Source organism: Nocardioides sp. NPDC127514 (assembly GCF_040302125.1).
GTDB lineage: Bacteria > Actinomycetota > Actinomycetes > Propionibacteriales > Nocardioidaceae > Nocardioides.
Window position 1 is genome coordinate 70,778 of the sequence record NZ_JBEORF010000017.1, and the last position, 25,443, is coordinate 96,220.

At 70.9% G+C, this 25,443-nt stretch carries 22 protein-coding genes; 20 read left to right on the plus strand and 2 right to left on the minus strand.

Going from position 1 to position 25,443, the window contains the following annotated elements:
* Positions 1–205: 205 nt before the first annotated feature.
* On the minus strand, positions 206–1,249 hold the full coding sequence (locus ABTX24_RS15005; RefSeq protein WP_350840648.1) for a methyltransferase domain-containing protein: 1,044 nt from the start codon (positions 1,247–1,249) through the stop codon (positions 206–208).
* Between the two features lie 25 nt (positions 1,250–1,274).
* Positions 1,275–2,267: a glycosyltransferase family 2 protein gene (locus ABTX24_RS15010; protein WP_350840650.1), complete on the minus strand. Its 993-nt coding sequence runs from the start codon at positions 2,265–2,267 to the stop codon at positions 1,275–1,277.
* A 168-nt stretch (positions 2,268–2,435) separates the two neighbouring features.
* Here ABTX24_RS15010 and ABTX24_RS15015 point away from each other — a divergent pair, with 168 nt between their 5' ends.
* From ABTX24_RS15015 to ABTX24_RS15110, 20 genes are all read left to right on the plus strand, one after another.
* Positions 2,436–2,690 carry a hypothetical protein gene (locus ABTX24_RS15015; RefSeq protein WP_160024505.1) on the plus strand — a complete coding sequence of 85 codons (255 nt, stop codon included), beginning with the start codon at positions 2,436–2,438 and terminating at the stop codon, positions 2,688–2,690.
* A gap of 18 nt (positions 2,691–2,708) precedes the next feature.
* Positions 2,709–3,842, plus strand: a complete 1,134-nt coding sequence (ftsY, locus tag ABTX24_RS15020) for a signal recognition particle-docking protein FtsY (protein ID WP_502890907.1) — start codon at positions 2,709–2,711, stop codon at positions 3,840–3,842.
* Positions 3,843–3,872: 30 nt separating this feature from the next.
* Complete coding sequence (locus ABTX24_RS15025; RefSeq protein WP_160024504.1) at positions 3,873–5,078, plus strand: ROK family transcriptional regulator; 1,206 nt, start codon at positions 3,873–3,875, stop codon at positions 5,076–5,078.
* Positions 5,079–5,233: 155 nt separating this feature from the next.
* Positions 5,234–7,363 carry a PQQ-dependent sugar dehydrogenase gene (locus tag ABTX24_RS15030; RefSeq protein WP_350840654.1) on the plus strand — a complete coding sequence of 710 codons (2,130 nt, stop codon included), beginning with the start codon at positions 5,234–5,236 and terminating at the stop codon, positions 7,361–7,363.
* Between the two features lie 230 nt (positions 7,364–7,593).
* Positions 7,594–8,865 (plus strand): ROK family transcriptional regulator, encoded by a 1,272-nt coding sequence (locus ABTX24_RS15035; RefSeq protein WP_350840656.1) that lies wholly within the window; start codon positions 7,594–7,596, stop codon positions 8,863–8,865.
* Entirely contained in the window at positions 8,862–10,421 is a 1,560-nt protein-coding gene (locus tag ABTX24_RS15040) for a sugar ABC transporter ATP-binding protein (protein WP_350840658.1), read from the plus strand. Before ABTX24_RS15035 ends, ABTX24_RS15040 begins: the two co-directional genes overlap by 4 nt.
* Positions 10,418–11,470, plus strand: coding sequence for an ABC transporter permease (locus ABTX24_RS15045; protein WP_350840659.1), 1,053 nt, complete (start codon positions 10,418–10,420; stop codon positions 11,468–11,470). The genes ABTX24_RS15040 and ABTX24_RS15045 overlap by 4 nt, the downstream gene beginning before the upstream one ends.
* Positions 11,471–11,550: 80 nt before the next feature.
* Positions 11,551–12,588 carry a substrate-binding domain-containing protein gene (locus tag ABTX24_RS15050; RefSeq protein ID WP_160024501.1) on the plus strand — a complete coding sequence of 346 codons (1,038 nt, stop codon included), beginning with the start codon at positions 11,551–11,553 and terminating at the stop codon, positions 12,586–12,588.
* 82 nt (positions 12,589–12,670) lie between these two features.
* Entirely contained in the window at positions 12,671–13,846 is a 1,176-nt protein-coding gene (locus ABTX24_RS15055) for a Gfo/Idh/MocA family protein (RefSeq protein ID WP_160024500.1), read from the plus strand.
* Positions 13,847–13,911: 65 nt separating this feature from the next.
* Positions 13,912–14,730, plus strand: coding sequence for a ThuA domain-containing protein (locus tag ABTX24_RS15060; protein ID WP_350840661.1), 819 nt, complete (start codon positions 13,912–13,914; stop codon positions 14,728–14,730).
* Positions 14,730–15,881 (plus strand): inositol-3-phosphate synthase, encoded by a 1,152-nt coding sequence (locus ABTX24_RS15065; RefSeq protein WP_350840663.1) that lies wholly within the window; start codon positions 14,730–14,732, stop codon positions 15,879–15,881. Before ABTX24_RS15060 ends, ABTX24_RS15065 begins: the two co-directional genes overlap by 1 nt.
* The gene (locus ABTX24_RS15070) at positions 15,878–16,726 is read left to right on the plus strand and encodes an SCO3242 family prenyltransferase (protein ID WP_160024497.1); all 849 of its coding nucleotides are present in this window, start codon (positions 15,878–15,880) and stop codon (positions 16,724–16,726) included. The genes ABTX24_RS15065 and ABTX24_RS15070 overlap by 4 nt, the downstream gene beginning before the upstream one ends.
* On the plus strand, positions 16,723–17,601 hold the full coding sequence (locus ABTX24_RS15075) for a sugar phosphate isomerase/epimerase family protein (RefSeq protein WP_350840665.1): 879 nt from the start codon (positions 16,723–16,725) through the stop codon (positions 17,599–17,601). The genes ABTX24_RS15070 and ABTX24_RS15075 overlap by 4 nt, the downstream gene beginning before the upstream one ends.
* Positions 17,598–18,203 (plus strand): EboA domain-containing protein, encoded by a 606-nt coding sequence (locus ABTX24_RS15080; RefSeq protein WP_350840667.1) that lies wholly within the window; start codon positions 17,598–17,600, stop codon positions 18,201–18,203. The genes ABTX24_RS15075 and ABTX24_RS15080 overlap by 4 nt, the downstream gene beginning before the upstream one ends.
* Positions 18,203–19,060: a TatD family hydrolase gene (locus ABTX24_RS15085; RefSeq protein WP_350719045.1), complete on the plus strand. Its 858-nt coding sequence runs from the start codon at positions 18,203–18,205 to the stop codon at positions 19,058–19,060. The genes ABTX24_RS15080 and ABTX24_RS15085 overlap by 1 nt, the downstream gene beginning before the upstream one ends.
* Positions 19,057–20,241: a metabolite traffic protein EboE gene (gene eboE / locus ABTX24_RS15090; protein ID WP_350840669.1), complete on the plus strand. Its 1,185-nt coding sequence runs from the start codon at positions 19,057–19,059 to the stop codon at positions 20,239–20,241. The genes ABTX24_RS15085 and eboE overlap by 4 nt, the downstream gene beginning before the upstream one ends.
* Complete coding sequence (locus ABTX24_RS15095) at positions 20,238–21,611, plus strand: alkaline phosphatase family protein (protein WP_350840671.1); 1,374 nt, start codon at positions 20,238–20,240, stop codon at positions 21,609–21,611. The genes eboE and ABTX24_RS15095 overlap by 4 nt, the downstream gene beginning before the upstream one ends.
* Before the next feature lie 30 nt (positions 21,612–21,641).
* Positions 21,642–22,649: a sugar phosphate isomerase/epimerase family protein gene (locus tag ABTX24_RS15100; RefSeq protein WP_350840673.1), complete on the plus strand. Its 1,008-nt coding sequence runs from the start codon at positions 21,642–21,644 to the stop codon at positions 22,647–22,649.
* A 40-nt stretch (positions 22,650–22,689) separates the two neighbouring features.
* Positions 22,690–23,655: a sugar phosphate isomerase/epimerase family protein gene (locus ABTX24_RS15105; protein WP_350840675.1), complete on the plus strand. Its 966-nt coding sequence runs from the start codon at positions 22,690–22,692 to the stop codon at positions 23,653–23,655.
* A gap of 186 nt (positions 23,656–23,841) precedes the next feature.
* Positions 23,842–25,410, plus strand: a complete 1,569-nt coding sequence (locus ABTX24_RS15110; protein WP_350840677.1) for a glycosyltransferase family 2 protein — start codon at positions 23,842–23,844, stop codon at positions 25,408–25,410.
* The last annotated feature ends 33 nt before the right edge of the window (positions 25,411–25,443 follow it).

Below are 25,443 nucleotides of genomic sequence, written 5' to 3' on the forward strand. Positions count from 1 at the left end.
GAGGCGTCATGGCGGTGCCAAGTCGGCCGACCTAAGCGACGCTTCGGCCGTCCTTAGTGACGCTTCGGGCGATGGGCGCTGAGGTAGAGGATTACGCGCCGAGTCGGCGCAACCGCGCGCCTCGCTCGCTTCGCTTCGCTCCAAGGCGCGCAGTTGCGCCGACTCGGCTACACGAGGGCGCGCAGTTGCGCCGACTCGGCTACACCTACTTCTCGAAGACTGCCTGGTCGAGGACGCGGCGCTCGTCGTCGGCCAGGACGACAAGCTCCTCGCGGGTGAGGCCGGTGCCTTCGCCGGTGGGGGAGAGGTTGATGAAGAACTCGTGCTTGACGGTGTCGTGGAAGGAGGTCTCCCGCATCGAGATGAAGTCGAGGTCGGCGAGATCCTGGAGCAGCAGGCGGAGGTGGTGGGGGGTGCAGACCCAGTTGTGGGTGTCGATGTAGCGCTCCCCGCGCTGGGCTTCGGCCCCACTCGCCTTCACGGCGTCGAGGCTGTGGGCGAAGGTGTAGTCGCCCTTGTGGCGCGGGCCCCAGGCGGTGATGCCGCCGTGCTTGGCCGCGTTGAGCCGCTCCTCGATGACCGCGCCCATGGTGTGCACCGAGGACGGGTAGAGCGAGGCGTCGATGACGCGCGAGAGCGAGGCGCGTTCGCGGAACCGGTCGAAGCAGTAGCGGTGGTCGGGGATCACCAGGGCGAGCACGCCTTCGGGGTTGAGCAGCTTCTCGCACTCGTTGATGAAGTCGATCATCGAGGTCGTGTGCTCGATGACATGGGAGGCGACGACGAGGTCGAAGCGCTCCGGGATCACGTCTGACCAGGGAGTTCCCGGCCGGAAGACGTAGTCGACCTCCTCGATGTCGTCGGGGTCGTACTGGGGGAAACCGGCATAGCGCTGAACCAGACCCTCGCGGTCGAGATAGTCGACGATGCGTACGTCATAGCCGTCCCGCTTGGGCAGGATCGCGTTGTGCGCGGGGCCGATCTCCAGGATCAGGGCGTCGGGCTTGACCCCGGCGAGCACCTGCTCACGACGCAGCTCGAGCCGGTCCAGGCCCGGGATGGCCGGCACCGCGGTGGTGCGGTTTCGGTCGCCCTGCAGCCCCTCCACCTTCGTACGCAGCTTCTGGTTGCGCTGCTTGAGCTCGTCGATCCGGCCGTGCAGGCGCGCGGCCTCGGCATCGGCGGCACGGACGGTCTGCAGACCTGCGGCGGCGAGGCCGCGGCGTACGGCGCCCCTGAAGGTGGGCAAGACAGGTCCTCCTGAGAAGAGAGTTTCAGCGTGTGCGGGGTGGGATGTAGGGCTCGGCCGCCAGTGCGGCCCGGCCGCGCTCGGCGCCGAGGGCGTGCTCGTCGTCGGGCACCGCCTTGTCGTTCTCCGGATCGAGCACGTCACGCATGAGGTCGGGGATGAGCGATCGGCCGAGCACGATGTGCAGGTGGTAGGTCAGCCAGTCGTCGAACGAGTAGTCCCCGGAGAAGGCGCCGGCGGCGAGCTCGGCCCGGGTCGGCGTGCGCGCGAGGTAGGCGTCCTGCAGCGTGCCGCTCAGATAGCGCTGGTAGTCACGCATCCCGTGGTGGCGCGGGCTCGGCTTCAGGTCGGGGTTGGCCTCGTAGCCCTTGCCGGCGTTGATCACCTTGCGCTCCAGCTGGGCCCAGGAGCGCCAGGGGAGGTGGAGCACCTCGAGAGCGACCTCGTCGGGCGGCTGGCCGTTGCTCATCAGCGAGACGAAGTGGTTGCCCTGGACGACCTTGATGTCCGACTCGCCGCGGTGGATGGCGTTGGGCGTCGGATGCGCGTGGAGCCCGACCGCCTCGAGGCGCTCGTCGGAGCGCCGGTCGCGCCACTGGAGCCGGTTGATGCCGCCGCCGGTCCAGGCGGGCGGGCCGACGAGGTTCTCGACATCGACGGTGAAGGCGTTCAGCGACAGGGGAGTGGCCTCGAGCGCCTGGCGTACGGTCAGGCCCTTGTCCTTGGGCACCAGGAACTCGTCGGCGTCGAGGTTGAGGACCCAGTCGGCGCGGAAGTGGGTGCGGGCACGTCGGGCCATCGCGGTGACGACCTTGCCCTGCTGCTTCTCGTGGACGGGGTCGTGATGGAGCTCGACCCGTCCCGTGGCGGCGTAGCGCTCGAGCACCTCGGTGGTCCCGTCGACCGACGCGTTGTCCGTGACGATCAACGTGTCGACACCCTGGTCCAGGTGGTGCTCGATCATCGCGGCGACGATGTCGACCTCGTCCCGGACCATCATTGTCCCGATGATCCTCATGCCGTGAAACACTACCGGCCCGGTGGACGTTGTCGAGATCCCGCGCCGTACGACGGGACGCACCGGGCGCGGGCGCGCGTACCCGCGCGTGCCGTTGTGTGCTCCGGGCGCGAGGTGTGCGAGGGTGGACGCCGTCCGTGCGTATCCAGAAGGAGGCTGGCCGAGCCAGTGACGACCATCCTTGTCATCTTCGTGGCGATGCTGCTCATCGTCGCGCTGGCCGGACTCGTGATCGTCTACACGGTCTTCCCCCACCGCGGACAGAAGATGCCGTACGCCACCAAGCTCGGTCAGGCGATGGAGCGGGCCGTCGACACGGCCCCCACGCTCAGCCCGGCCACCCGGCTGCAGACCCGCCGCGAGGACCGCCTCACCGAGCTGCTCGGTGAGCGCAAGCCAGGAACTACGGAAAATCAGGGCTAGTTTGATTGGATGAGGCCCATGGAAATGGTCACCCTCATCGTCATCATCGCGGTCGCCGCTGTCGCGATCATCGGCGGCGGCATCGTCGGCCTGGTCGCCAGCACCCGGCGCCGCAAGGACCGTTCGCTGCCGACCGAGGCGGGGACCGATGTCATCACCCGCCCCGAGGAGCCGACGGTCGGGGAGGCCGAGCCGGAGACCGTGCCGGCGGAGCCCGCCGCGCCGGTCATCGAGAAGCCGGAGAGCACCGCCTCCCGCCTGGTGCGGCTGCGCCAGCGCCTGGCCGGCTCCAACGCGCTGGGCCGCGGTCTGCTCAACCTGCTCTCCTCCGACAGGCTCGACGAGGACACCTGGGAGTCCATCGAGGATCTGCTGCTCACCGCCGACATCGGCGTCGCCCCGACCCAGGAGCTGGTCGAGGGGCTGCGCACCCGGCTGCGCGTCGAGGGCGGCAAGGTCGACGTCAAGGCGGCGCTGCGTGACGAGCTGATCAAGCTGGTCGACCCGGGCATGGACCGCCGGCTCCAGGTCAGCGGCGCCGACGGCGCCCCCGGTGTGGTGCTGATGGTCGGCGTCAACGGCACCGGCAAGACCACCACCACCGGCAAGCTCGCCCGCATCCTGGTATCCGAGGACCGCAAGGTCGTCCTCGGTGCCGCCGACACCTTCCGTGCGGCCGCCGCCGAGCAGCTAACCACCTGGGGCGAACGCGTCGGCGTCGAGGTCGTACGCGGCCCGGAGGGCACCGACCCGGCCAGCGTCGCGTTCGACTCGGTCAAGGAGGGCCTCGACACCGGCGTCGACACCGTCATCGTCGACACCGCCGGCCGGCTGCAGAACAAGGCCGGCCTGATGGACGAGCTCGGCAAGGTCAAGCGCGTCATCGAGAAGCAGACCCCGGTCACCGAGGTGCTGCTCGTCCTCGACGCCACCACCGGCCAGAACGGCCTCATCCAGGCCCGCGTCTTCAGCGAGGCCGTCGCGGTCAGCGGCATCGTCCTCACCAAGCTCGACGGCTCCGCCAAGGGTGGCATCGTCGTCGCTGTGCAGCGCGAGCTCGGTGTTCCGGTCAAGCTCGTCGGCCTCGGTGAGGGTCCCGACGACCTGGCACCGTTTACCCCTGAGGCCTTCGTCGACGCGCTCCTGGGCTAGGAAGGCGTGTCACATGGCAGGATCGCCGGTATGCGCCATTCACTTGCCGGCCGGGCCGAGACTTCCATGCAGGCACGACTGCTCGCCCAGCTCCGTGACGAGGGCCCGCTGTCGCGGGTTCAGCTCGCTGACCGGCTGAACGTCTCCCGCACCACGATCGCGGCCGAGGTCGGCCGGCTCACCGAGCTGGGCCTGGCCCACGAGGTGGGGCCGGCGGCCTCCCGGGGCGGCCGGCGCTCGACCCTGGTCGACCTCGCGCCGGACATCCGGTTCGTCGGCATCTCGATCGGCGCCACCAGCATGTCGGTGGGCCTCACCGACGGCCGGCTGTCGGTGATCGGCACCCGCACCCGGGCGTGCGACATCCGCAGCGGTCCGGAGAAGGTGCTCGCGACCGCCCTCGACGAGGTACGCGCGCTCCTGGACGAGCACGACGTCACCGAGCCGATGGGCGCGGGCGTCGGCGTACCCGGACCGGTCGACTTCCACCGCGGCGTCTCGGTGTCGCCGCCGATCATGCCGGGCTGGGACGGCTACCCGGTGCGCGACGCGGTCGCCCGGGAGCTGGGCTGTCCGGTCGTGCTCGACAACGACGTGAACGTCCTCGCGGCAGGGGAGCAGCACGCAGGTGTCGCCCGGACCGCTCGTGACTTCCTGTACGTCAAGATCGGCACCGGCATCGGCTGCGGGATCGTCGTCGACGGGGAGCTCTACCGCGGCGTCGACGGCTGCGCCGGCGACATCGGCCACATCCGCGTCGAGGACTTCGGGCCGACCTGCGCCTGCGGCAACACCGGTTGCCTGGAGGCGTTCTCCGGCGGGGCGGCGCTCGCTCGCGAGGCGCTCGCCGCGGCCCGTTCTGGACGCTCGCCCGTGCTGGCCGAGCTGCTCGCGGAGAAGGGCGAGCTGAGCGCCGAGGACATCGCCATCGCGGTGGCCCGCGGCGACGCCCAGGCGGTCCAGCTCATCCGGGAGAGCGGACACCGCATCGGCCAGGTCCTGGCCAGCCTGGTCTCGTTCTTCAACCCCGGCCTGATCGTCATCGGCGGCCGGGTCAGCAAGCTCGGCCATGGCCTGCTCGCCGAGATCCGCAGCGTGACCTACCGCCGCTCGCTGCCGCTGGCGACAGGCAACCTCCCGATCGTGCTCAGCGAGCTGGGCGACGAGGGCGGCGTCATCGGCGCCGCCCACTTGATCAGCGCCTCGGTGTACGCGCCAAGCAGCGGCGAGGTCTAAACCCCACTCCCGACCCTCTCAGAGGCGCACTATCGTCCCATCTTTCGAAATCATCTTGCGAAAGTACGCAAGTCGCTTGACGTGACCGGCGTCACATCGATACGTTCGCGGACGATCTCGCTCCCCTCCACGACAGCGAGAGAAGGAGATGGACCGTGCGCAGATTCACCCTCTGGAGCGTCGCCACGACCGTGGTCTCAGGGCTCCTGGTTCTCCCCCTCACGACGTCCGCGGACGCGGCCCCCACGGCCGCCCCGCCGCCGGACACGGACTTCGAGAAGGTGACCCTCAACGACCGCCCCGGTGAGCCGATGGACCTCGCGGTCCTGCCCAACGGGGACGTCCTCCACACCACCCGGGCCGGGAAGGTCTGGCTCAACGACGCCGACACCGGCGTCAACAGCGTCGCAGCCCAGTTCGACGTCTACCAGCATGACGAGGAGGGTCTGCAGAGCATCGCTCTGGACCCCGGATACAACGGCCGGACCAACAAGTGGGTCTACGTCTACTACTCGCCCCCGATGAACACCCCTGTCGACGACCCGGCCACGCCGGACGTCAACGAGGGTGACGCCCCCGAGTACGGCACGCCCGCCGACTTCGAGCCCTTCAAGGGTGCGATCCGGCTCTCGCGCTACCAGTACGCCGGCGGCAAGATCGACCTGTCCACCGAGCAGCAGATCATCGACGTACCGGTGGACCGGGGGCGCTGCTGCCACGTCGGCGGCGACATCGTCTTCGACTCCGCGGGCAACCTGATCCTCGCCACCGGCGACGACACCGACCCGTTCCAGTCCGACGGGTACGCCCCGCTCGACGACCGCGAGAACCGCAGCCCTGCCTTCGACGCGAGGCGTACGGCCGCCAACACCGACGACCTGCGCGGCAAGCTCCTCCGGATCAAGCCGAAGGCCGGCGGCGGCTACACCGTCCCTGCCGGGAACCTGTTCGCGCCGGGCACCGACAAGACCCGCCCCGAGATCTACGCGATGGGTCTGCGCAACCCGTTCCGGATCGAGATCGACCGGGAGACCGACCGCGTCTACGTGGCCGACTACTCGCCCGACGCCTCCTCCGCGAACCCGGACCGCGGCCCGGCGGGCCAGGGCAAGTGGACCGTCGTCACGAAGCCTGCCAACTACGGCTGGCCGCTGTGCGCGACCGCTGAGCTGCCCTACCGTGACTACGACTTCGCGACCGGGGTCTCGGGTCCGGCGTTCGACTGCGAGGCGCCCGTCAACGACTCGCGCCACAACACCGGCCTGACCCAGCTCCCGCCGGTGACGCAGCCGACGGTCTGGTACACCTACGGCCAGTCTGCGGAGTTCCCCGAGCTTGGCACCGGCGGCATCGCGCCGATGGCCGGACCGGCGTACGACTTCCAGAAGTCCGCGACGAAGGACCCGCTCTCCGGTGCCTGGCCGGCGTACTACGACGGTGTCCCGCTGTTCGCGGAGTGGGGCCGGGACTACATCAAGGGCATGCGGCTCGATGCCGACGGCGAGCTCACCGGCATCGAGTCGGTGCTCTCCAGCTTCGTCACGGACAACGTGATGGACCTGGAGTTCGGCAAGGACGGCTCGCTCTACATGCTCGAGTACGGCGACGGGTTCTTCAGCGAGAACGAGGAGGCCCAGGTGTCCCGGATCGACTACATCGCCCGCACCGGCAACCACAGCCCGAAGCCGGTCATCAGCGCCGACAAGACCGCCGGTCAGCCGCCGTTGACCGTCGCCTTCGACAGCGCCGGGACGACCGATCCGGATGGTGACAAGCTCGTCTACCAGTGGGACTTCGACGGTGACGGCACGTTCGACGCCACCGGGAAGACCGCCACCCACACCTACGAGGAGCCGGGGGCCTACCGTGCGACTCTGACCGTCACGGACAAGGGCAAGGCGGGCCGCGGCAAGCACGCCTCGGCAGACGTCGACGTCGTCGTCGGCAACGACGTTCCGGTGGTGACCCTGACGACCAGCCCGGCGCCCGGCGAGGCGTTCCACTTCGGTGACACCGTCCAGTTCCAGGTCGAGGTGACCGATGACCAGGCCGTCGACTGCTCCCGGGTCTCGGTGACGTACGTCCTGGGCCACGACGAGCACGGGCACCCGCAGTCCACCGCGAACGGCTGCAGCGGCTCGATCGTGACGACCGTCCCCGGTGGCCACGACCCCGGGCAGGACGATCTGAACGCCGTCTTCGTGGCGGAGTACACCGACCCCGGCGAGGGTGACATCCCGGCGCTCACCGGCAGTGACGAGGTGGTGATCGCACCCAGCGAGTGACCCTCGCGATCGACCTGAAAGGGGCGTCCGGCCAGCCGTGGCCGGGCGCCCCTTTCGGCTACTTTGTCCAATCACTTTTCAAAGTGCGACAGAAACTTTGCAGAAACCGCCACGAAAGGGTTGTACAACGTGAGCGGGGTCACTAGTTTGTCTCTCAGTCACCGAATTCTGTGACTGCCATCACAGGCTGTGTCTGTGGTGGACCCCTTCACCCCGGACAGGAGGCACCAGTGCGCGACGCAGACATCACCGTGCGGGTCTCCGCCACCGCCGACCCGGCGGCGGTCCGGGCCGCGCGGATGGGCCTGCTCCTGCGGTCGCTCCGCGACCGCGGCCCGCGCTCGCGTGGGCGCCTGGCCGAGGAGACCGGACTGACCCGCACGGTCGCGACCGGACTGATCGAGGAGCTCGCCGAGCTCGGGCTGGTCACCTGCGAGGACGCCGACCGTCGCGGCGCCGGCCGCCCCGGCGTCCAGGTCCGGCTCGTCGGCAGCTCGGTGTGCGGGGTCGGTGCGGAGATCAACGTCGACCATCTCGCCGTCGTCGCCGTCGACCTGGCCGGGTCCGTGATCGCCGAGTTCCGTCGCGGCATCGACGGGCGCAGTCTTCCGCCGGAGGGTGTGCTGGCCGAGGTCGCGGGCCTGGTCGACGACGCCCTCGCCGAGGCGCGCACCGCCGGCACCACCGTCGCGGGCATCACCATCGGTGTCGCGGGCCTCGTCGACACTGCCACGCAGCGGGTCACCCTCGCCCCCAACCTCGGCTGGCGCGACATCGACGCCGCCGAGGACGTACGCCGCCGGCTGGCCGCCGGAGCCGCGTCGGTGCCGCCGGTGCGTGTGGCCAACGAGGCCACCCTCGCCGCCACCGCCGAGCTCGACCCGGCCGATCCCGACCGCGCCGACATGGTGGTGCTCTACGGAGAGGTCGGCCTGGGCGGCGCGATCGTCAGCGGCGGCCGGGTGGCCCCGGGCCGGCACGGCTGGGCCGGCGAGATCGGCCACCTCCCGGTCGACCCTCGTGGTCGGCTGTGCGGCTGCGGCCGCACCGGCTGCTGGGAGACCGTGGTCGGACTGCGGGCGCTGCTCGAGGCGGCCACCGACCCCGACGACCCGGTTCGCGACCCCGTGCTGACCCTGGAGGAGCGCCTCGCCACCCTGGTCGAGCGAGCCCGGCTCGCCGACGGCCGCACCCTGGCCGCGCTGGACGAGGTCGGGACCTGGCTCGGCACGGGCGCCGCCGTCCTGGTCAACACGCTCAACCCCGGCACCGTCGTGCTCGGCGGCTACTTCGCCGTGCTCGGCGAGTGGCTGCGCCCGGCCGTCGAGGCGCGGCTCGCCGCCGACGTCCTCGCGCCGCGTGCCGGTGGCACCCAGGTCGCGATCTCTGCCTTCGGCCCCACCGCCGCGGTACGCGGCGGCGCACTGGTCTCCCTGGAACCGGTGCTCTCCGACCCCACCGTCCTCGCCGACCTGCCCGAACTGCACGGAGGAACCCGATGACCCAGACCCCGAAGCCGTCGCCGGACGGCCCCGCCGCCAGCGCAGACGGGGGTGACGTACTGCTCGAGATGACCGGGATCGTGAAGCGGTTCCCCGGCGTGCTCGCCCTCGGCGGCGTCGACCTCGACGTCCGCGCGGGGGAGGTGCACTGCCTTCTCGGCCAGAACGGCGCCGGCAAGTCGACCCTCATCAAGGTGCTCTCGGCGGCGTACCAGCCCGACGAGGGGGAGATCCTCTGGGAGGGCGAGCCGGTCCGGCTGACCACGCCGGTCGCCGCCATGAAGCGCGGCATCTCGACGATCTACCAGGAGCTCGACCTGGTGCCCGGGCTCACCGTGACCGAGAACATCTTCCTCGGCCACGAGCTCGCCACCGCCGGGTTCAGCCGCCGGGCGGAGGCGACCCAGCGGGTGCGTACGCTCCTGGCCCGGCTCGGCCACAGCGAGGTCGACCCGAACCGTCTGGTCGGCGACCTCTCGCCCGCCGGGCAGCAGATCGTCAGCATGGCGCGAGCGCTGTCCCACGACACCCGCCTGCTCATCCTGGACGAGCCGTCGGCGGTCCTCGACCAGGAGGAGGTGGACAACCTCTTCCGGGTGATGCGCGGCCTCACCGCGGAGGGTGTCGCGATCATCTACATCTCCCACCGCCTCGAGGAGATCCGCCAGATCGGCGACCGGATCACGGTCCTCAAGGACGGCCGTACCGTGGCCACCGGGCTCCCGGTCGAGGAGACCCCGACCTCGCAGCTGATCAAGCTGATGACCGGCCGCCAGATCGAGTACGTCTTCCCCGAGCGCCCCGCGACGAGACCCGGTCGGGACGGCACGCCGGTGCTCGAGGCCACGGGCCTGTCCGGCGACCGCTTCCACGACGTCGACCTCCGCGTCCACGCCGGCGAGATCGTCGGTCTGGCCGGCCTGGTCGGCTCCGGCCGCTCGGAGATCCTGGAGACCGTCTACGGCGCCCGCCGCTCCAGCGCGGGCACGGTCACCGTCAACGGTCGCCGGCTGCGCCGCGGCTCGGTGCGCGCCGCGGTGGCCGCCGGGATCGGCCTCGCCCCCGAGGAGCGCAAGAGCCAGGGGCTGCTGCTCGACCAGGCGGTCTACCGCAACGTGACCGTCTCGTCCCTGAACCGGTTCTCCAAGGGCAGCTTCCTCGACACCGGCGCCGAGCGCCGCGCCGCCGAGGAGCTCAGCCGCTCGCTCGACGTACGTCCGGCCGGGGTGGACCGGCCGGTCCGCAACCTGTCGGGCGGCAACCAGCAGAAGGTCGTGCTCGCCCGGTGGCTGCTGCGCGACTGCAAGGTGCTGCTCCTCGACGAGCCCACCCGGGGCGTCGACGTGGGGGCACGTACCGAGATCTACAACCTCGTCCGCCGCCTGGCCGACGAAGGTGTCGCCGTGGTCGTGGTGTCCAGCGAGGTGGAGGAGGTGCTCGGTCTCGCCGACCGGGTCCTCGTCATCAGCGAGGGCGCGGTCGTCCACGAGGGACCCGCCACCGAGATCGACGAGTCGAAGGTCCTGGACCTCGTGATGGAAGGAGAGGTCGCATGAGCGACACGCCAACGAACGCTGCTGTGGCCCAGGGGGACACGGCTCGGGTGGAGAAGGAGGCGGCCCGCCGGGCGGAGCCCGGCGGCGTCGCTCGGCTGATGCGCGGCGGCGCGGGCCACAACCTCGGCCTGGTCCTGGCGCTGGCGCTGCTGGCCCTGGTCGGCGTCATCTCCGGCGGCGATCGGTTCGCCTCGGTCGACAACGTGATGACGATCCTGCGCCTCGCGGCGGTGATCGGCGTGGTCAGCATCGGGATGACGTTCGTCATCACCGGTGGCGGCATCGACCTCTCGGTGGGCGCGTTGGTCGCGCTGTCCTCGGTCTGGTGCACGACGCTGTCCACGCAGGCGATGGCCAACGACTACCACTGGATCTTCATCGTCACCACGGCGCTCCTGGTCGGCGCGGGCGCCGGTCTGATCAACGGCCTGCTGGTGGCGTACGGCGGAGTGGTGCCGTTCATCGCCACCCTCGCGATGATGGCCAGCGCCCGTGGTCTGGCCGAGATCATCTCGGCGCGCAAGACCCAGATCCTCAGCGTGCCCGGCTTCACCGACGCGTTCTCCCGCGACATCCTCGGGATCTCGGTCCTGGTCTGGATCTTCGTCATCGTGGCCGTGATCGGCTGGGTCGTGCTCAACCGCACCACCTTCGGCCGGCGCACCCTGGCCATCGGCGGCAACCCTGAGGCCTCGCGCCTGGCCGGCATCAACGTACGCCGCCACACCGTGCTCCTCTACGTCCTCGTCGGTGTCTGCTGCGGCATCGCCGCGATCATGCTGGTCAGCCGCACCACGACCGGCAGCGCCACCCACGGCCAGCTCTACGAGCTCGACGCCATCGCCGCGGTCGTCATCGGCGGCACCCTGCTCGCCGGCGGGCGCGGCACCATCGTCGGCACCGTCTTCGGGGTGCTGATCTTCACGACCCTCACCAACGTGTTCGTGATCAACAACCTCTCGATCTCCGCTCAGGCCTTCACCAAGGGCCTGATCATCATCGCCGCCGTGCTGCTGCAGAAGCGGTTCGCTCGACAGCCAGGGTCATGACCGCCCGACACCACCCAGCCAGCCGTCCACGGCTCTCGGACCAATCCCTTCTCCACCTCGCACGATCTAGGAGCACTTCCATGAAACTGAAGTCCACAGCAAGAATCGTCGTCGCCGGTCTCTCGGTGCTCGCCCTCTCGGCGTGCATCAGCAACACCCCCGAGAAGTCCGAGAACGTCGGTGGCACCTCCAACGCCAAGGCCGGCTCCAACGACGAGAAGGGCGACACGGTCGTCATCGGCTTCTCGGCCCCCGCCGCCGACCACGGCTGGATGGGTGCGATCAGCGAGCAGGCCAAGACCGCCGCCGAGGCGTATGAGGACGTCGACCTTCGCCTGGCGGAGGGCACCAACGACGTCAGCCTGCAGATCAGCCAGGTCGAGACCTTCATCAACGACAAGGTCGACGCCATCGTGCTGCTGCCCTTCGACGGCGCCGCGATGACGCCGGTGGCCCTCAAGGCGATGGAGGCCGGCATCCCGGTCATCAACGTCGACCGTGAGTTCAACGACCCCAACGCCGCCCGCGTCACCGTGCTCGGTGACAACTACGGCATGGGTGTCTCGGCCGGTGAGTACGTCTGCGAGCAGGCCGGCGGCAAGACGGACGCCGTCGTCGCCGAGATCGCCGGCATCGACTCGCTGCCCCTGACCCAGGACCGCAGCAAGGGCTTCAAGGACGCGCTGGCCAAGTGCGACCTCGACGTCGACAACCGGGTCGCCGCCGACTTCACCGTCGAGGGCGGCGAGAAGGCGGCCTCCAACCTGCTCCAGGCCGCGCCGAAGATCGACTTCCTGTGGAACCACGACGACGACCAGGGCGTCGGCGTCCTCGCCGCGATCAACAACGCCGGTCGCGACGAGTTCACGATGGTCGGCGGCGCCGGCTCGGCCAACGCGATGCGCGAGATCGAGTCTGACAAGGGCGTCCTCAAGGCGACGGTCATCTACCCCTCCACCCAGGCCGCTGACGGCATCAAGCTCGCCCGGCTCCTGGCCCAGGACAAGGCCATGTCCGACCTGGTCGAGGTGACCGTGCCGCGCACCATCCAGCTGGACGCGCCGGTCGTCACCAAGGAGAACGTGGACGAGTTCCTGCCCACGGCCTTCGAGTCCTGATCGAGCCCGACCCAGTCAGACCGCAAGATCGCTCCGCGCTCGGGCGCGGAGCGACACCACCGAAACACAGGATCGAGTTCCGATGACCGAGCAGAACGCCACGCTCGGGGTGGGGATGATCGGCTATGCCTTCATGGGCGCCGTCCACTCCCACGCCTGGCGCAGTGCCCACCGCTTCTTCGACCTTCCCCTGACCCCGCGGATGCAGGTTCTCTGCGGCCGTGACGCGACTCGCGTGGCGGAGGCCGCCACCCGGTTCGGCTGGGAGGAGAGCGTCACCGACTGGCGTGACGTGATCGCCCGCGACGACGTCGACCTGGTCGACGTGTGCACGCCCGGCGACACCCACGCGGAGATAGCGATCGCCGCGCTCGAGGCCGGCAAGCACGTGCTCTGCGAGAAGCCCCTGGCCAACAGCGTGGCCGAGGCCGAGCGGATGGCCGCGGCCGCCGCGGTGGCCGCCGAGCGTGGAGTGCGGGCGATGGTGGGGTTCACCTACCGCCGGGTGCCCGCCATCGCGCTGGCCCGGAAGCTGGTCGCCGACGGTCGTCTCGGGGAGCTCCACCACGTACGTGCGCAGTATCTCCAGGACTGGCTGGCCGACCCCGAGACCCCGCTGAGCTGGCGCCTCGACAAGACCAAGGCCGGCTCGGGTGCGCTCGGCGACATCGGCGCCCACGTCATCGACCTGACCCAGCACATCACCGGTGACCGGATCCTGGAGGTCTCCGGGATGCTGGAGACGTTCGTCAAGGAGCGCCCGGTGGCGGAGACCTCGTCCGGGCTCTCCGCCACCGCCGGTACCGAGCGCGGGCCGGTCACCGTCGACGACGCCGCGGTGTTCCTGGCGCGGTTCGCCGGGGGAGCGGTCGGCTCGTTCGAGGCCACCCGCTTCGCCACCGGCCGCAAGAACGCGATCCGGATCGAGATCAACGGGTCGAAGGGCAGCCTGGCCTTCGACTTCGAGGACATGAACGTCCTGCACTTCCACGACGCGACCCTGCCGGCCGCCGAGGGCGGCTTCCGCCGGATCGTCGTCACCGAGCCCGAGCACCCGTGGGTGGCCGGCTGGTGGCCCCCGGGCCACGGCCTCGGCTACGAGCACGGCTTCACCCACCAGGTCGTCGACCTCGTCCGGGCGCTCGGCGAGGGCGCCGAGCCGACGCCGACGTTCGCCGACGGGCTCCAGGTGCAGCGCGTTCTCGCCGCGGTGGAGACCAGCTCCGACACCAGGACGTGGCAGGAGATCCCCACCTGATCCACCCGGGGCCGCTCGGCCGATTCCAGCCTGTTCAGACCGTTGAGCACAGAAGGGATACGCACATGAAGCACGGATCGAGAAGGTTCCGGACGCTGATCGCGGGAGTCGGGCTGGTGGCGGTGGCCGCCTTCGCCCCGGGCCTGTCACCGGCGCCGGCCGCGAGCGCGGACCGCTCCGAGGTGAGCGAGGGGGCCGGGACGTACGACGTCCTGGTGTTCTCCAAGACCGCCGGTTTCCGGCACGGCTCCATCCCTGACGGCATCGCGGCGATCGAGAGGCTGGGGGCCGAGAACGGCTTCACGGTGACCGCCACCGAGGACGCGGCGGTGTTCAACGACACCGACCTGGCGGCGTACGAGGCAGTGCTGTGGCTCTCCACGACCGGTGACGTGCTCGACGCCGGTCAGCAGGCCGCGTTCGAGCGCTACATCCAGGACGGTGGCGGCTATGTGGGCGTGCACGCCGCCTCCGACACCGAGTACGACTGGCCCTGGTACGGCGGCCTCGTCGGTGCCTACTTCGCCGGTCACCCCGCCCAGCAGACCGCGACGGTGAAGGTGCACGCGCACAACACCGCGGCGACGGCCGAGCTGCCGAAGCGGTGGACGCGCTGGGACGAGTGGTACAGCTTCCGCGACCGTCCGGCCGACTCGATCCGGGTCCTCGCCGACCTCGACGAGACCAGCTACAACCCGGGCCGCTTCGCCATGGGCGACCCGCACCCGATCGCCTGGTGCCACCGCTACGACGGCGGCCGGGCCTTCTACACCGGCATGGGCCACACCTCGGAGTCGTTCACCGAGCCGGAGTTCCTCTCCCACGTGCTCGGCGGCATCAAGATGGTCGCCGGTGTCGCGCCGTTCCGCTGCGAGGCGAACTGATGAGCAGAGTCGGTGTGTGGCTGGTCGGTGCCTGCGGCTCGGTGGGCGTCACGACGACCGTCGGCGCGCTGGCTGTCCGGGCCGGGCTCGCCGGGCGGGTCGGGCTGGTCGCCGAGCAGCCGGAGATAGCTGCCGCCGGGCTGCCCTCCCTGGACGACCTGGTGATCGGTGGGCACGACCTGCGGGCGGACCCGTTGCTGAAGCGGGCCGAGCGGCTCGCCGCGGGCGGGGTCGTTCCCGCCGGGATCCTGCCGGCGATCGCCGGTGAGCTGGAGGAGGTCGAGAGGCGGCTGCGTACGGGCTATGACCCGGCGGGCGCCGAGCCGCAAGGTGTCGCGGTCGAGCGGCTGACCGCCGATCTCGTCGCCTTCCGCGAGGAGCACGGGCTCGAGCGGGTGGTCGTGATCGACGTGGCGAGCACCGAGCCGCCGGCCGAGGTCGTGGACGGCGGCCCGCTCGCCGACCCCGACGCCCTCGACGCGGCGCTGGCCGCGGGGGAGTCCCCGCTGCCGGCCAGCTCCGTCTACGTCCTGGCCGCCTACCGGGCGGGCTGCCCGGTGGTCTCGTTCACGCCCAGTCCCGGGCCGCGGCTGCCGGTGCTCGTCACCCTCGCCGAGCGGGCCGGGCTCCCGTGGGCGGGATCGGACGGGAAGACCGGGGAGACGCTGCTGAAGTCGGCGCTGGCGCCGATGTTCTCGACGCGGGCGCTGCAGGTCAACGCCTGGGCCTCCTACAACATGCTCGGTGGCGGGGACGGCGCGACGCTCGCCGATCCGGCCAACGCGCAGAGCAAGCTCGTCACCAAGGCCCAGGGGCTGGAGGTGATGCTCGGTCACCCGGTGCAGGGGCCGATGCACATCGACTACGTCCCCGACCACGGCGACTGGAAGACCGCCATCGACCACGTCTCCTTCGAGGGGTTCCTCGGGGTGCGAATGTCGCTGCAGTTCACCTGGAGCGGCTGCGACTCCGCGCTGGCCGCGCCCCTGGTGCTCGACCTCGCCCGGCTCGTCCTGCGCGCGCAGGAGGCGGGGGAGAGCGGACCGCTTCCGTTCGGGTTCTTCTTCAAGGACCCGGCCGGCTCCACCGAGCATCGGCTCGGTACGCAGTGGGAAGAGCTGGTCGCGTGGTGCGCTCGGGTGGGCGCATGACATCTCGTGCCCGAGCCTTCGCCGAGCTGGTCCGGCTGCCGGCGGCCCTCACCGTGCCGGGTGACACCCTGGCCGGTGCCGCCGCGGCCGGTCCGCTGCGGGCCCGCGCGGTCGCGATGCCGGCCGCCTCGGTGGCGCTCTACTGGGCCGGGATGGCACTCAACGACTGGGCCGACCGGGACCTCGACGCCGTCGAGCGCCCCGAGCGGCCGATCCCGTCGGGCCGGGTCAGCCCGCGGCAGGCGCTCGGGGTGGCCGTCGGGCTGACCGCGGCGGGTGTCGGGCTGGCCGGGCTCGCCGGTGGGCGTCCGGCCGCGGTGACGGCGGCCGCCCTGGCCGGGACGGTGTGGGCCTACGACACCGTCCTCAAGGACACCTCGGCCGGACCGGTCGCGATGGCCGCGGCCCGTGGCCTCGACGTGCTCCTCGGCGCGAGCGCGAGCGGGCGTACGCGGGCCGGGCTGGTGCCGGCCGGCCTGCTCGCCGCCCACACCGCCGGGGTCACCCTGCTCAGCCGGGGCGAGGTCCACGGCACCCGTCCCGTCACCGCGACCCTCGCCGGGGCGGTCACGGTCGCGACCGCGGCCGCGGCGGCCGGCCACGGGCGGGCGGCGCTGCCCGTCGCCCTCGCCGCGACGTACGCACGCAGCGTCGGCTCCGCGCAGCTGGCCGCGGTCTCCTCGCCGGATGCCGGTACGGTCCGGCGCGCCACCGGCGCCGGGATCCGCGGGATGATCCCGCTCCAGGCCGCGCTCATCGCCCGCCGCTCGCCGCTGGCCGCGGTCGCGCTGCTGGCCGCCGGGCCGATCGTCAAGGCCGCCTCGAAGGTGGTGTCACCGACATGAGCACGACGGGCACGCTGCGGTTCGGCTACGGCACCAATGGCATGCACAGCCGCCGGCTCGAGGACGCGTTGAGCCTCCTGGCCGCGCTGGGCTACGACGGGGTCGCGCTGACCCTCGACCACCTGCACCTGGATCCCTTCCGGCCGAACCTGGCGGGCCGGGTGGCCCAGGTCGGCCGACGGCTGGACGAGCTCGGCCTGTCGGTCGTGATCGAGACCGGGGCTCGCTACATCCTCGACCCTCTTCGCAAGCACTACCCGACCCTGCTCCACCCGGGACCGGATGCGAGCCGCCGGGTCGACTATCTGCACCGGGCGGTCGAGGTGGCCGCCGACCTCGGCGCCGAGGCGGTCTCGTTCTGGTCGGGCACCCTGCCGGACGGCGTGGACGAGGACCGGGCGTGGGGACGCCTGTGCGATGGGGTGTGGCGGGTCCTCGACCTCGCCACCCGCCGTGGCGTCGTGTGCGCCGTCGAGCCCGAGCCCGGGCACTTCGTCGACACCCTCGACTCCGTGATCGAGCTGCGCCGGCGCCTCGACGACCCGGAGCTGCTGCGGGTCACCCTCGATCTCGGTCATGTGGTGTGCAACGAGCCGCGGGGGATGGCCGAGACCATCCGCCTCGCCGGTCCGCTGCTGGCCAACGTGCAGGTCGACGACATGGTGGAGGGCGTCCACGAGCACCTGGAGCTGGGCACCGGCGAGGTCGACTTCGCCGTCGCGCTCGGCACCCTGGTCGAGATCGGCTACACCGGGCTCGCCGCGCTCGAGCTGCCCCGCCAGTCCCACGCCGCCCCGGTCGTCGCCGAGCGCTCCCTCGCGTTCCTGCGCGAGACCCTCGAGGACCTGCCCCGATCCGAGGAGGTGGGCGCATGAACGAGAAGCTGCTCGCCGAGTGGTGCGCCGAGATCGAGACCGATCCCACCCGGATCAGGACCCGCTTCCCGGCCGCGGCCAGGGAGATCGGCCGCACTCCGGGCACCTCGCCCGAGCCGGGCGCGGAGCGGGTCGAGGACGACGTACGTGTGCGGCTGCTGCTGGCGCTCGGCCGTGGCCTGGCCGGTGACCCCGACGCGTTGAGCGCCGAGGTGCACGACCTCTACCGCTTCGGCGACGCCGACGAGCGGCGGGCGGTCCTGCTCGGCCTCGGGCACCTCGACGAGGCGATCGGCGATCGTGCCGTCGACCTGCTCCACGACGCGCTGCGCACCAACGACCCCCGCCTGGTGGCAGCCGCGCTGGGGACCTACGCCGCTCGTCTCGATCCCGCCGCGTGGCGTCAGGCCGTCCTCAAGTGCCTCTTCGTCGGCGTACCTCTTCGTCTGGTGGCCGGCCTCGACGGATCCAACGGATCCGACGACGAGCTGCGCCGGATGGTCGCCGACTATGCCGCCGAGCGGCGCGCGGCCGGCCGCGAGGTGCCCACCGACGCCCTCTCCTTCCTGCCCGCCCCCACCCAGACCGCTCGGGAGTCCTGATGCGTATCTTCGACCCGCACATCCACATGACCTCGCGTACGACCGACGACTACGAGGCGATGTACGCCGCCGGTGTCCGCGCCCTGGTGGAGCCGGCCTTCTGGCTCGGCCAGCCGCGGACCAGCGTCGACTCGTTCGTCGACTACTTCGACGCGCTGGTCGGCTGGGAGCGGTTCCGGGCCTCGCAGTTCGGCATCGCCCACCACTGCACGATCGCGCTGAACCCGAAGGAGGCCAACGACCCGCGCTGCACTCCGGTCCTCGACCTGCTGCCGCGCTACCTCGCCAAGGACGGGGTCGTCGCGGTCGGCGAGATCGGCTTCGATTCGATGACCGAGGACGAGGAGAAGGCGTTCAGCCGCCAGCTGGAGCTGGCCCGCGAGTTCGCGCTGCCCGCGATGGTGCACACGCCCCACCGCGACAAGCTGGCCGGCACCCGCCGCACCCTCGACCTCGTCGAGGCGGCCGGGATGGAGCCCGGGATGGTCGTCGTCGACCACCTCAACGAGGTGACCGTCGACGTCGTCGACGAGGCCGGCGCCTGGATGGGCTTCTCGATCTACCCCGACACCAAGATGGACCCCGACCGGATGGTCGCAATCCTTCAGCGCCGCGGTCTCGACCGGGTGCTGGTCAACTCCGCCGCCGACTGGGGCAGGAGCGACCCGCTGCGCACCCGGGCGACCGGCGAGGCGATGCTGGCGGCCGGCTTCACCGAGGACGACGTCGACCGGGTGCTGTGGCGCAACCCGGTGGAGTTCTTTGGCCAGAGCGGACGGCTGCTGCTCGACGTACCTGCGGCCGACCAGGGTGCGACCTTCGCCGGCAACTCGTTGCTGCGAGGTGAGCGGGCATGAGGTTCCGGCACCGCGACGGCACGGTCGTCCACCTCGGCTACTGCAGCAACGTGCACCCTGCCGAGGACGTCGACGGCATCCTCGACCAGCTCCGCCGCTATGCCGGCGAGGTGCGCGCCCGGCTGGGCGTGCAGCGGCTCGGCCTCGGTCTGTGGCTGCCCGCCGCGACGGCCCACGAGCTGGCCGGCGACCCGGCCACCCTCGACCGGTTGCGCACCGGCCTGGACCGCCACGGCCTGGAGGTCGTCACGCTCAACGCCTTCCCGTACGCCGGGTTCCATGCGCCGGTCGTGAAGCGCGACGTCTACTCCCCGGACTGGTCGACCCGGCGCCGCCTCGATTACACCCTCGACTGCGCGCGGGTGCTGTCGGCGCTGCTGCCCGACGATGCCGTACGCGGCAGCATCTCGACGCTCCCGCTGGGCTGGCGCACCCCGTGGTTCACCGACCGCGACCGGGCGGCGGGCGAGCTTATCGGCGAGCTCGCCGACGGCCTGGCCGGCATCGAGACCGAGCACGGCCGACCGGTACGGGTCGGGTTCGAGCCCGAGCCCGGCTGCGTCGTGGAGACGACCCGGGACGCGGTCACCCGGCTCGCCGGCCTGGCGCCGGATCATCTCGGGATCTGCGTCGACACCTGCCACCTCGCCACCCAGTTCGAGGACGCCACCGAGGCGCTCGACCGGCTGCGGGTGGCCGGGCTGCCGGTCGTCAAGGTCCAGGTCTCCGCGGCCCTGCACGCCGACGACCCGAGCGACCCGGCGACCCGGGAGGCCCTGGCCTCCTACGCCGAGGACCGCTTCCTCCACCAGACCCGCGAGCCGCGCGGGGCGCGGGTGGACAGCCGTGACGACCTGCCCGAGGCGCTCGCCGGCCATCGCCCGCTGCCGGCCGAGCATCCCTGGCGGGTGCACTTCCACGTACCTCTCCACGCCGACCCGGCCCCGCCGCTGCGCAGCACCCGCGACCACCTGGCGGGCACGCTCGACGCGCTCCTCGGCGGCCCGGTGGCCCACACCGACCACCTCGAGGTCGAGACCTACACCTGGGGCGTACTGCCCGAGCAGGTCCGCCCCGATGGCGACGCCGGCCTGGTCGCGGGCATCGCGGCCGAGCTGGCCTGGACCCGCGACCGGCTCCTTGAGGCCGGTCTCGAACAGCTGCAGGAGGCATCGGCATGAGCGAGCGTACGAACGACAAGCTGCTGGTCATCGATGTGGTCGGCATGACCCCCGAGCTGCTCCAGCACATGCCGCGAGTGCGGCAGGTGGGGGAGTCGGGGTTCACCGCCGAGCTCGGCACCGTGCTGCCGGCGGTCACCTGCTCGGTCCAGTCGACCTTCCTGACCGGCGCGCTGCCGCGCGAGCACGGCATCGTCGGCAACGGCTGGTACTTCCGCGACCTCGGCGAGGTGCTCCTGTGGCGCCAGCACAACGCGCTGGTGCAGGGCGAGAAGCTGTGGGACGTCGTCCGCAGGCGCCGTCCCGGCGCGAAGGTAGCCAACATCTGCTGGTGGTACGCCATGGGTGCCGATGTCGACACCACGGTCACCCCGCGCCCGGCCTACCACGCCGACGGCAAGAAGTCGCCGGACTGCTGGACCTGGCCGCCCGAGCTCCACGACACCCTCACCTCGGAGCTGGGCCCGTTCCCGCTGTTCACCTACTGGGGTCCCACGGCCTCGATCAAGAGCTCGGCATGGATCGTCGCAGCCGCGCGCAAGGTCATGCCCGACCACGACCTCACCCTCGTCTACGTCCCGCATCTCGACTACGACCTACAGCGGTTCGGCCCCGACAGCCCGCAGGCGGTCCAGGCGGCCCGCGACGTCGACGCCACCCTGGCGCCGCTGCTCGACGACGCCGAGGCCGCAGGCGTACGTGTCGTGCTGCTGAGCGAGTACGGCATCACCCGCGCCACCCGCCCGGTCGACGTCAACCGGCTGCTGCGCCGCGAGGGCCTCCTGCACGTCCACCACAACGCCACCGGCGAGCTCCTCGACCCATGGACGTCGCGGGCCTTCGCGGTCGCCGACCACCAGATCGCCCACGTCTACATCAAGGACCCCGCCGACCTGGAGCGCGTCCGCGACCTGCTGCAGGGTCTCGACGGGGTGGCCGAGGTCCTCGACCGCGCCGGCCAGGCGGCGTACGGACTCGACCACGAGCGCGCCGGCGAGCTCGTCGTGGTGGCCGAGCCGGATGCCTGGTTCACCTACTACTACTGGCTCGACGACGCGAACGCGCCCGACTTCGCCCGCGGCGTCGAGATCCACAAGAAGCCCGGCTACGACCCCGCCGAGCTGTTCCTCGACCCCGAGGATCGCTGGGTCAAGCTGCGCGCCGCCACCACGCTGGCCCGCAAGACGGCCGGGCTGCGCTACGCCATGAGCGTGGTGCCGCTCGACCCCGCCCCGGTCTCCGGCAGCCACGGCCGGCTGCCGGACGACCCCGAGCACGGCCCGGTGCTCGTCTGCTCCGACGCCTCCGTCAAGCGCGACCGGTTCGAGGCCACCGAGGTCCGTGACCTGCTCGCATCCCTGCTCCCCTGAACTGCTCCCCTGAGGAAGGACAACCACACCATGACCCGACCGATCACGCTCTTCACCGGCCAGTGGGCCGACCTGCCGTTCGAGGAGGTCTGCCGCCTCGCCTCCGAGTGGGGCTACGACGGCCTCGAGATCGCCTGCTGGGGCGACCACCTCGACGTCTGGCAGGCCGCCGAGGACGAGACGTACGTCCAGGCGAAGCTGGACCTGCTGGAGAAGCACAACCTCAAGGTCTTCACGATCTCCAACCACCTCAAGGGCCAGGCGGTCTGCGACGATCCCATCGACCAGCGCCACAAAGACATCCTGCCCGCGAAGATCTGGGGCGACGGCGACCCCGAGGGCGTACGTCAGCGGGCGGCCGAGGAGATGAAGATGACCGCCCGGGCGGCGAAGAACCTCGGGGTCAAGACGGTCGTCGGCTTCACCGGCTCCTCGATCTGGAAGTACGTCGCGATGTTCCCGCCCGTCTCCCAGGAGATGGTCGAGGCCGGCTATCGGGACTTCGCCGACCGGTGGAACCCGATCCTCGACGTCTTCGACGAGTGCGGGGTGCGGTTCGCCCATGAGGTCCACCCGTCCGAGATCGCCTACGACTACTGGTCGACCGTGGCGACGTTGGAGGCGATCGGCCACCGCGAGGCGTTCGGGCTCAACTGGGACCCCAGCCACATGGTGTGGCAGCAGGTCGACCCGGTCGGGTTCCTGTGGGACTTCCGCGACCGGATCTACCACGTGGACTGCAAGGACACGAAGATGCAGACCGGCAACGGCCGCAACGCCCGGCTGGGATCCCACCTCGCCTGGGCCGATCCGCGCCGGGGCTGGGACTTCGTCTCCACCGGCCACGGCGACGTGCCGTGGGAGCAGTGCTTCCGGATGCTCAACTCCATCGGCTATGACGGCCCGATCTCGGTCGAGTGGGAGGACGCCGGCATGGACCGTCTCGTCGGTGCCCCCGAGGCACTCGAGTTCGTCCGCCGGCTCGCCTTCGACGCCCCCGACGCCTCCTTCGACGCCGCCTTCAGCACCACCGACTGACTCGACCCCCGAGAGTTCGACAACCCGAGAGGAAACCCCCATGTGTTACGGATTCGATGGTGAGGGCGCGCTGCGCCGCTCGCTGGAGGAGCGTGGCCTGAGCCGTCGCTCCATGTTCAAGGGCGCCCTGGGCGCCGTCGCCGGCGGTGCCGCGCTGGCGGCCGTTCCGGGTCTGCTCTCGCCGGCCGGCGCTGCCGTGGCGGCCAAGCGCGGCGGGTGCCGGGTGCCTCCGGGCCGGATCAGCATCCAGCTGTGGACCGTCCGCGACGCGCTGTGGGGCGACCCGGGCTTCGACGCGACGCTGACCTCGATCGCCGAGATGGGCTACCCGCGGGTGGAGCAGGCTCTGGGCTACTTCGACAAGACCGCGGCCGAGCTGCGCGCCTTCTACGACGGCCTCGGCATCCGCGCCTCCTCGTCCCACGACGGCATCAGCGCCACCCCCGCCGAGCTGCAGACCAAGCTGCAGAACGCGGCGACCCTCGGCCAGCGCTACATGGTGGTGCCCTACCTCGCCTCCAACTCACTCTCGGACTGGCAGACCTGGGCGGAGCAGATGAACGTCGAGGCGGCGGCCGCGAAGCGCTACGGGATCGCCTACGGCTACCACAACCACGCCCACGAGTTCACCACCGATCTCGGCGGCGGGGTGACTCCGTGGGACATCCTCACCACCGAGCTGGACCCGGCTCTGGTGCACCTCGAGATCGACATCTACTGGGCCGTCACCGGCGGGGTCAACCTGGGCCTGTCCAACGACGACGCCGTCGACTTCGCGATCGACACCATCAAGTCGGGCCCGCAGCGGGTGCGGCAGTACCACGTCAAGGACCGCAACCCCACCACCGGCGACCACGTCGACCTCGGCACCGGCTTCATCGACTTCGCCAAGGTCTTCGCGGCCCACGAGGTCGAGGAGTACATCGTCGAGAACGACACCCCGGAGATCAGCCCGCTCCACACCGCGGAGGTCGGCTACTCCTACCTGCGTGGCCTGCGCTACTGACGTACCTCTGGAGTACGCCACACCTGACTCGGCAGCCGCCCCCGACCCTCCCTGCGGGGCGGCTGCCGTCTCCTCCCGGACACTCGGTGAACCCTCCGAGAAGTCGGGATGACGACCGTCCCCAAACGGTCCGGTGCCCCGTGTCGGGTGCTGCGAACCCTCGGCGAGGGTCATAGGCTGAAGACCATGCCATCGCCCCGGGTATCGCTGATCACCGCTGTCTACAACCCGCCCGCCGATGCCTTCGAGGACACGATCGCGTCGGTCCTCGGCCAGACCCATGAGGACTGGGAGTGGGTTCTCAGCGACGACCGCTCACCCGCGCCCTGGGTGCTTCCGCGGCTGCGCGAGCTGGCCGCGAAGGAGCCGCGGGTGCGGATCGTGGAGCGTGCCGAGAACGGTGGCATCGTGGCCGCCTCGAACTCGTCGCTGGCCGAGGCGACCGGCGAGCTGATCGCCCTGCTCGACCACGACGACGTGCTCGAGCCGAACGCGCTGGAGAAGATGGTCCGCGCCTACGACCGGTTCGAGGACCTCGACTACGCCTACAGCGACCAGGACCTGATGTCCGACGCCGGCGAGCTCCGCGACGCCTACTACAAGCCCGACTGGTCCCCGGAGCGGCTGCGGCATCACAACTACTGCACCCACTTCTCGGTGTTCCGCCGCTCGGTCGTGGAGGAGGTCGGCGGCTTCCAGGAGGGCTTCGACGGCTCCCAGGACCACGACCTCGTGCTGCGCGTCAGCGAGCGTGCCCGCCGCATCGTCCACGTCCCCGGCGCGCTCTACCACTGGCGCATGGTGCCGGGCTCCGCCGCCGCGGACAACCAGGCCAAGCCGTACGCCTGGGACGCCGGCGTAAGAGCCGTCCAGGCTCACCTCGACCGGCTCGGGATCCGGGCCACGGCCTCGCGCGGCGTCTCGCCCGGGCTCTACCGCGTCGAGCGGGAGCCCGACCTGGACACCCCGGTCAGCGTGATCATCCCGACCATCGGCACCAGTGCGATCGTGTGGGGCGAGAAGCGCGCGATGGTCGTCGAGACCGTACGCTCCGTGGTCGCCTCCACCCAGCACCGCAACGTCGAGTTCGTGATTGTCTACGACACCCCGACCCCGGCCCCGGTGCTGGAGGCGCTGCGGGCGATCGAGGGTGCCGACATCAAGCTCGTCGAGTTCACCGAGAAGTTCAGCTTCAGCGCCAAGTGCAACGTCGGTGCCGCCCACGCCACCGGTGACGTCCTGATCTTCCTCAACGACGACATGGAGGCCTACTCCGAGGGCGTCATCGAGAACCTGATCGCGCCGCTGCGCGAGCCGGACGTCGGCATGACCGGTCCGAAGCTCCTCTTCGAGGACTACCGCATCCAGCACGCTGGCCTGGTCTACGGCAGCGGCACCATCACCCACGCCTACTACCGCGCGCGCCCCGAGGAACGGGGCAACCACGGCGAGCTGCACATCAACCGGGAGACCTCCGCGCTGACCGGCGCCTGCGTCGCGATGCGGCGCGAGGTCTTCTTCGACGCCGGTGGCTTCAGCGAACGGCTCCCGGTCAACTACAACGACGTCGACCTGTGCCTCAAGGTGCGTCGCTCACTGGGCCTGCGCCTGGTCTGGCTCCACGACGTCACCCTCTTCCACTTCGAGTCCGTCAGCCGCGACAACGCGGTCCACGACTGGGAGAAGGACTTCATCAACAACCGCTGGGGCAACTACGAGTACGTACGCGAGGCCTACTCGAACGGAGTCCGCTGACCCACGTGCGATCGCCGAGTCGGCGCAAACTGA

What these genes read in the sequence shown, in the direction of transcription:
- ABTX24_RS15095 (WP_350840671.1), top strand. Translation starts at nt 20,238, where the DNA reads ATGAGCGAGCGTACGAACGACAAGCTGCTGGTCATCGATGTGGTCGGC.
- ABTX24_RS15010 (WP_350840650.1), bottom strand. Translation starts at nt 2,267, where the DNA reads ATGAGGATCATCGGGACAATGATGGTCCGGGACGAGGTCGACATCGTC.
- ABTX24_RS15105 (WP_350840675.1), top strand. Translation starts at nt 22,690, where the DNA reads ATGTGTTACGGATTCGATGGTGAGGGCGCGCTGCGCCGCTCGCTGGAG.
- ABTX24_RS15080 (WP_350840667.1), top strand. Translation starts at nt 17,598, where the DNA reads ATGAACGAGAAGCTGCTCGCCGAGTGGTGCGCCGAGATCGAGACCGAT.
- ABTX24_RS15110 (WP_350840677.1), top strand. Translation starts at nt 23,842, where the DNA reads ATGCCATCGCCCCGGGTATCGCTGATCACCGCTGTCTACAACCCGCCC.
- ftsY (WP_502890907.1), top strand. Translation starts at nt 2,709, where the DNA reads ATGGAAATGGTCACCCTCATCGTCATCATCGCGGTCGCCGCTGTCGCG.
- ABTX24_RS15060 (WP_350840661.1), top strand. Translation starts at nt 13,912, where the DNA reads ATGAAGCACGGATCGAGAAGGTTCCGGACGCTGATCGCGGGAGTCGGG.
- ABTX24_RS15070 (WP_160024497.1), top strand. Translation starts at nt 15,878, where the DNA reads ATGACATCTCGTGCCCGAGCCTTCGCCGAGCTGGTCCGGCTGCCGGCG.
- ABTX24_RS15050 (WP_160024501.1), top strand. Translation starts at nt 11,551, where the DNA reads ATGAAACTGAAGTCCACAGCAAGAATCGTCGTCGCCGGTCTCTCGGTG.
- ABTX24_RS15085 (WP_350719045.1), top strand. Translation starts at nt 18,203, where the DNA reads ATGCGTATCTTCGACCCGCACATCCACATGACCTCGCGTACGACCGAC.
- ABTX24_RS15025 (WP_160024504.1), top strand. Translation starts at nt 3,873, where the DNA reads ATGCGCCATTCACTTGCCGGCCGGGCCGAGACTTCCATGCAGGCACGA.
- ABTX24_RS15040 (WP_350840658.1), top strand. Translation starts at nt 8,862, where the DNA reads ATGACCCAGACCCCGAAGCCGTCGCCGGACGGCCCCGCCGCCAGCGCA.
- ABTX24_RS15055 (WP_160024500.1), top strand. Translation starts at nt 12,671, where the DNA reads ATGACCGAGCAGAACGCCACGCTCGGGGTGGGGATGATCGGCTATGCC.
- eboE (WP_350840669.1), top strand. Translation starts at nt 19,057, where the DNA reads ATGAGGTTCCGGCACCGCGACGGCACGGTCGTCCACCTCGGCTACTGC.
- ABTX24_RS15045 (WP_350840659.1), top strand. Translation starts at nt 10,418, where the DNA reads ATGAGCGACACGCCAACGAACGCTGCTGTGGCCCAGGGGGACACGGCT.
- ABTX24_RS15065 (WP_350840663.1), top strand. Translation starts at nt 14,730, where the DNA reads ATGAGCAGAGTCGGTGTGTGGCTGGTCGGTGCCTGCGGCTCGGTGGGC.
- ABTX24_RS15100 (WP_350840673.1), top strand. Translation starts at nt 21,642, where the DNA reads ATGACCCGACCGATCACGCTCTTCACCGGCCAGTGGGCCGACCTGCCG.
- ABTX24_RS15075 (WP_350840665.1), top strand. Translation starts at nt 16,723, where the DNA reads ATGAGCACGACGGGCACGCTGCGGTTCGGCTACGGCACCAATGGCATG.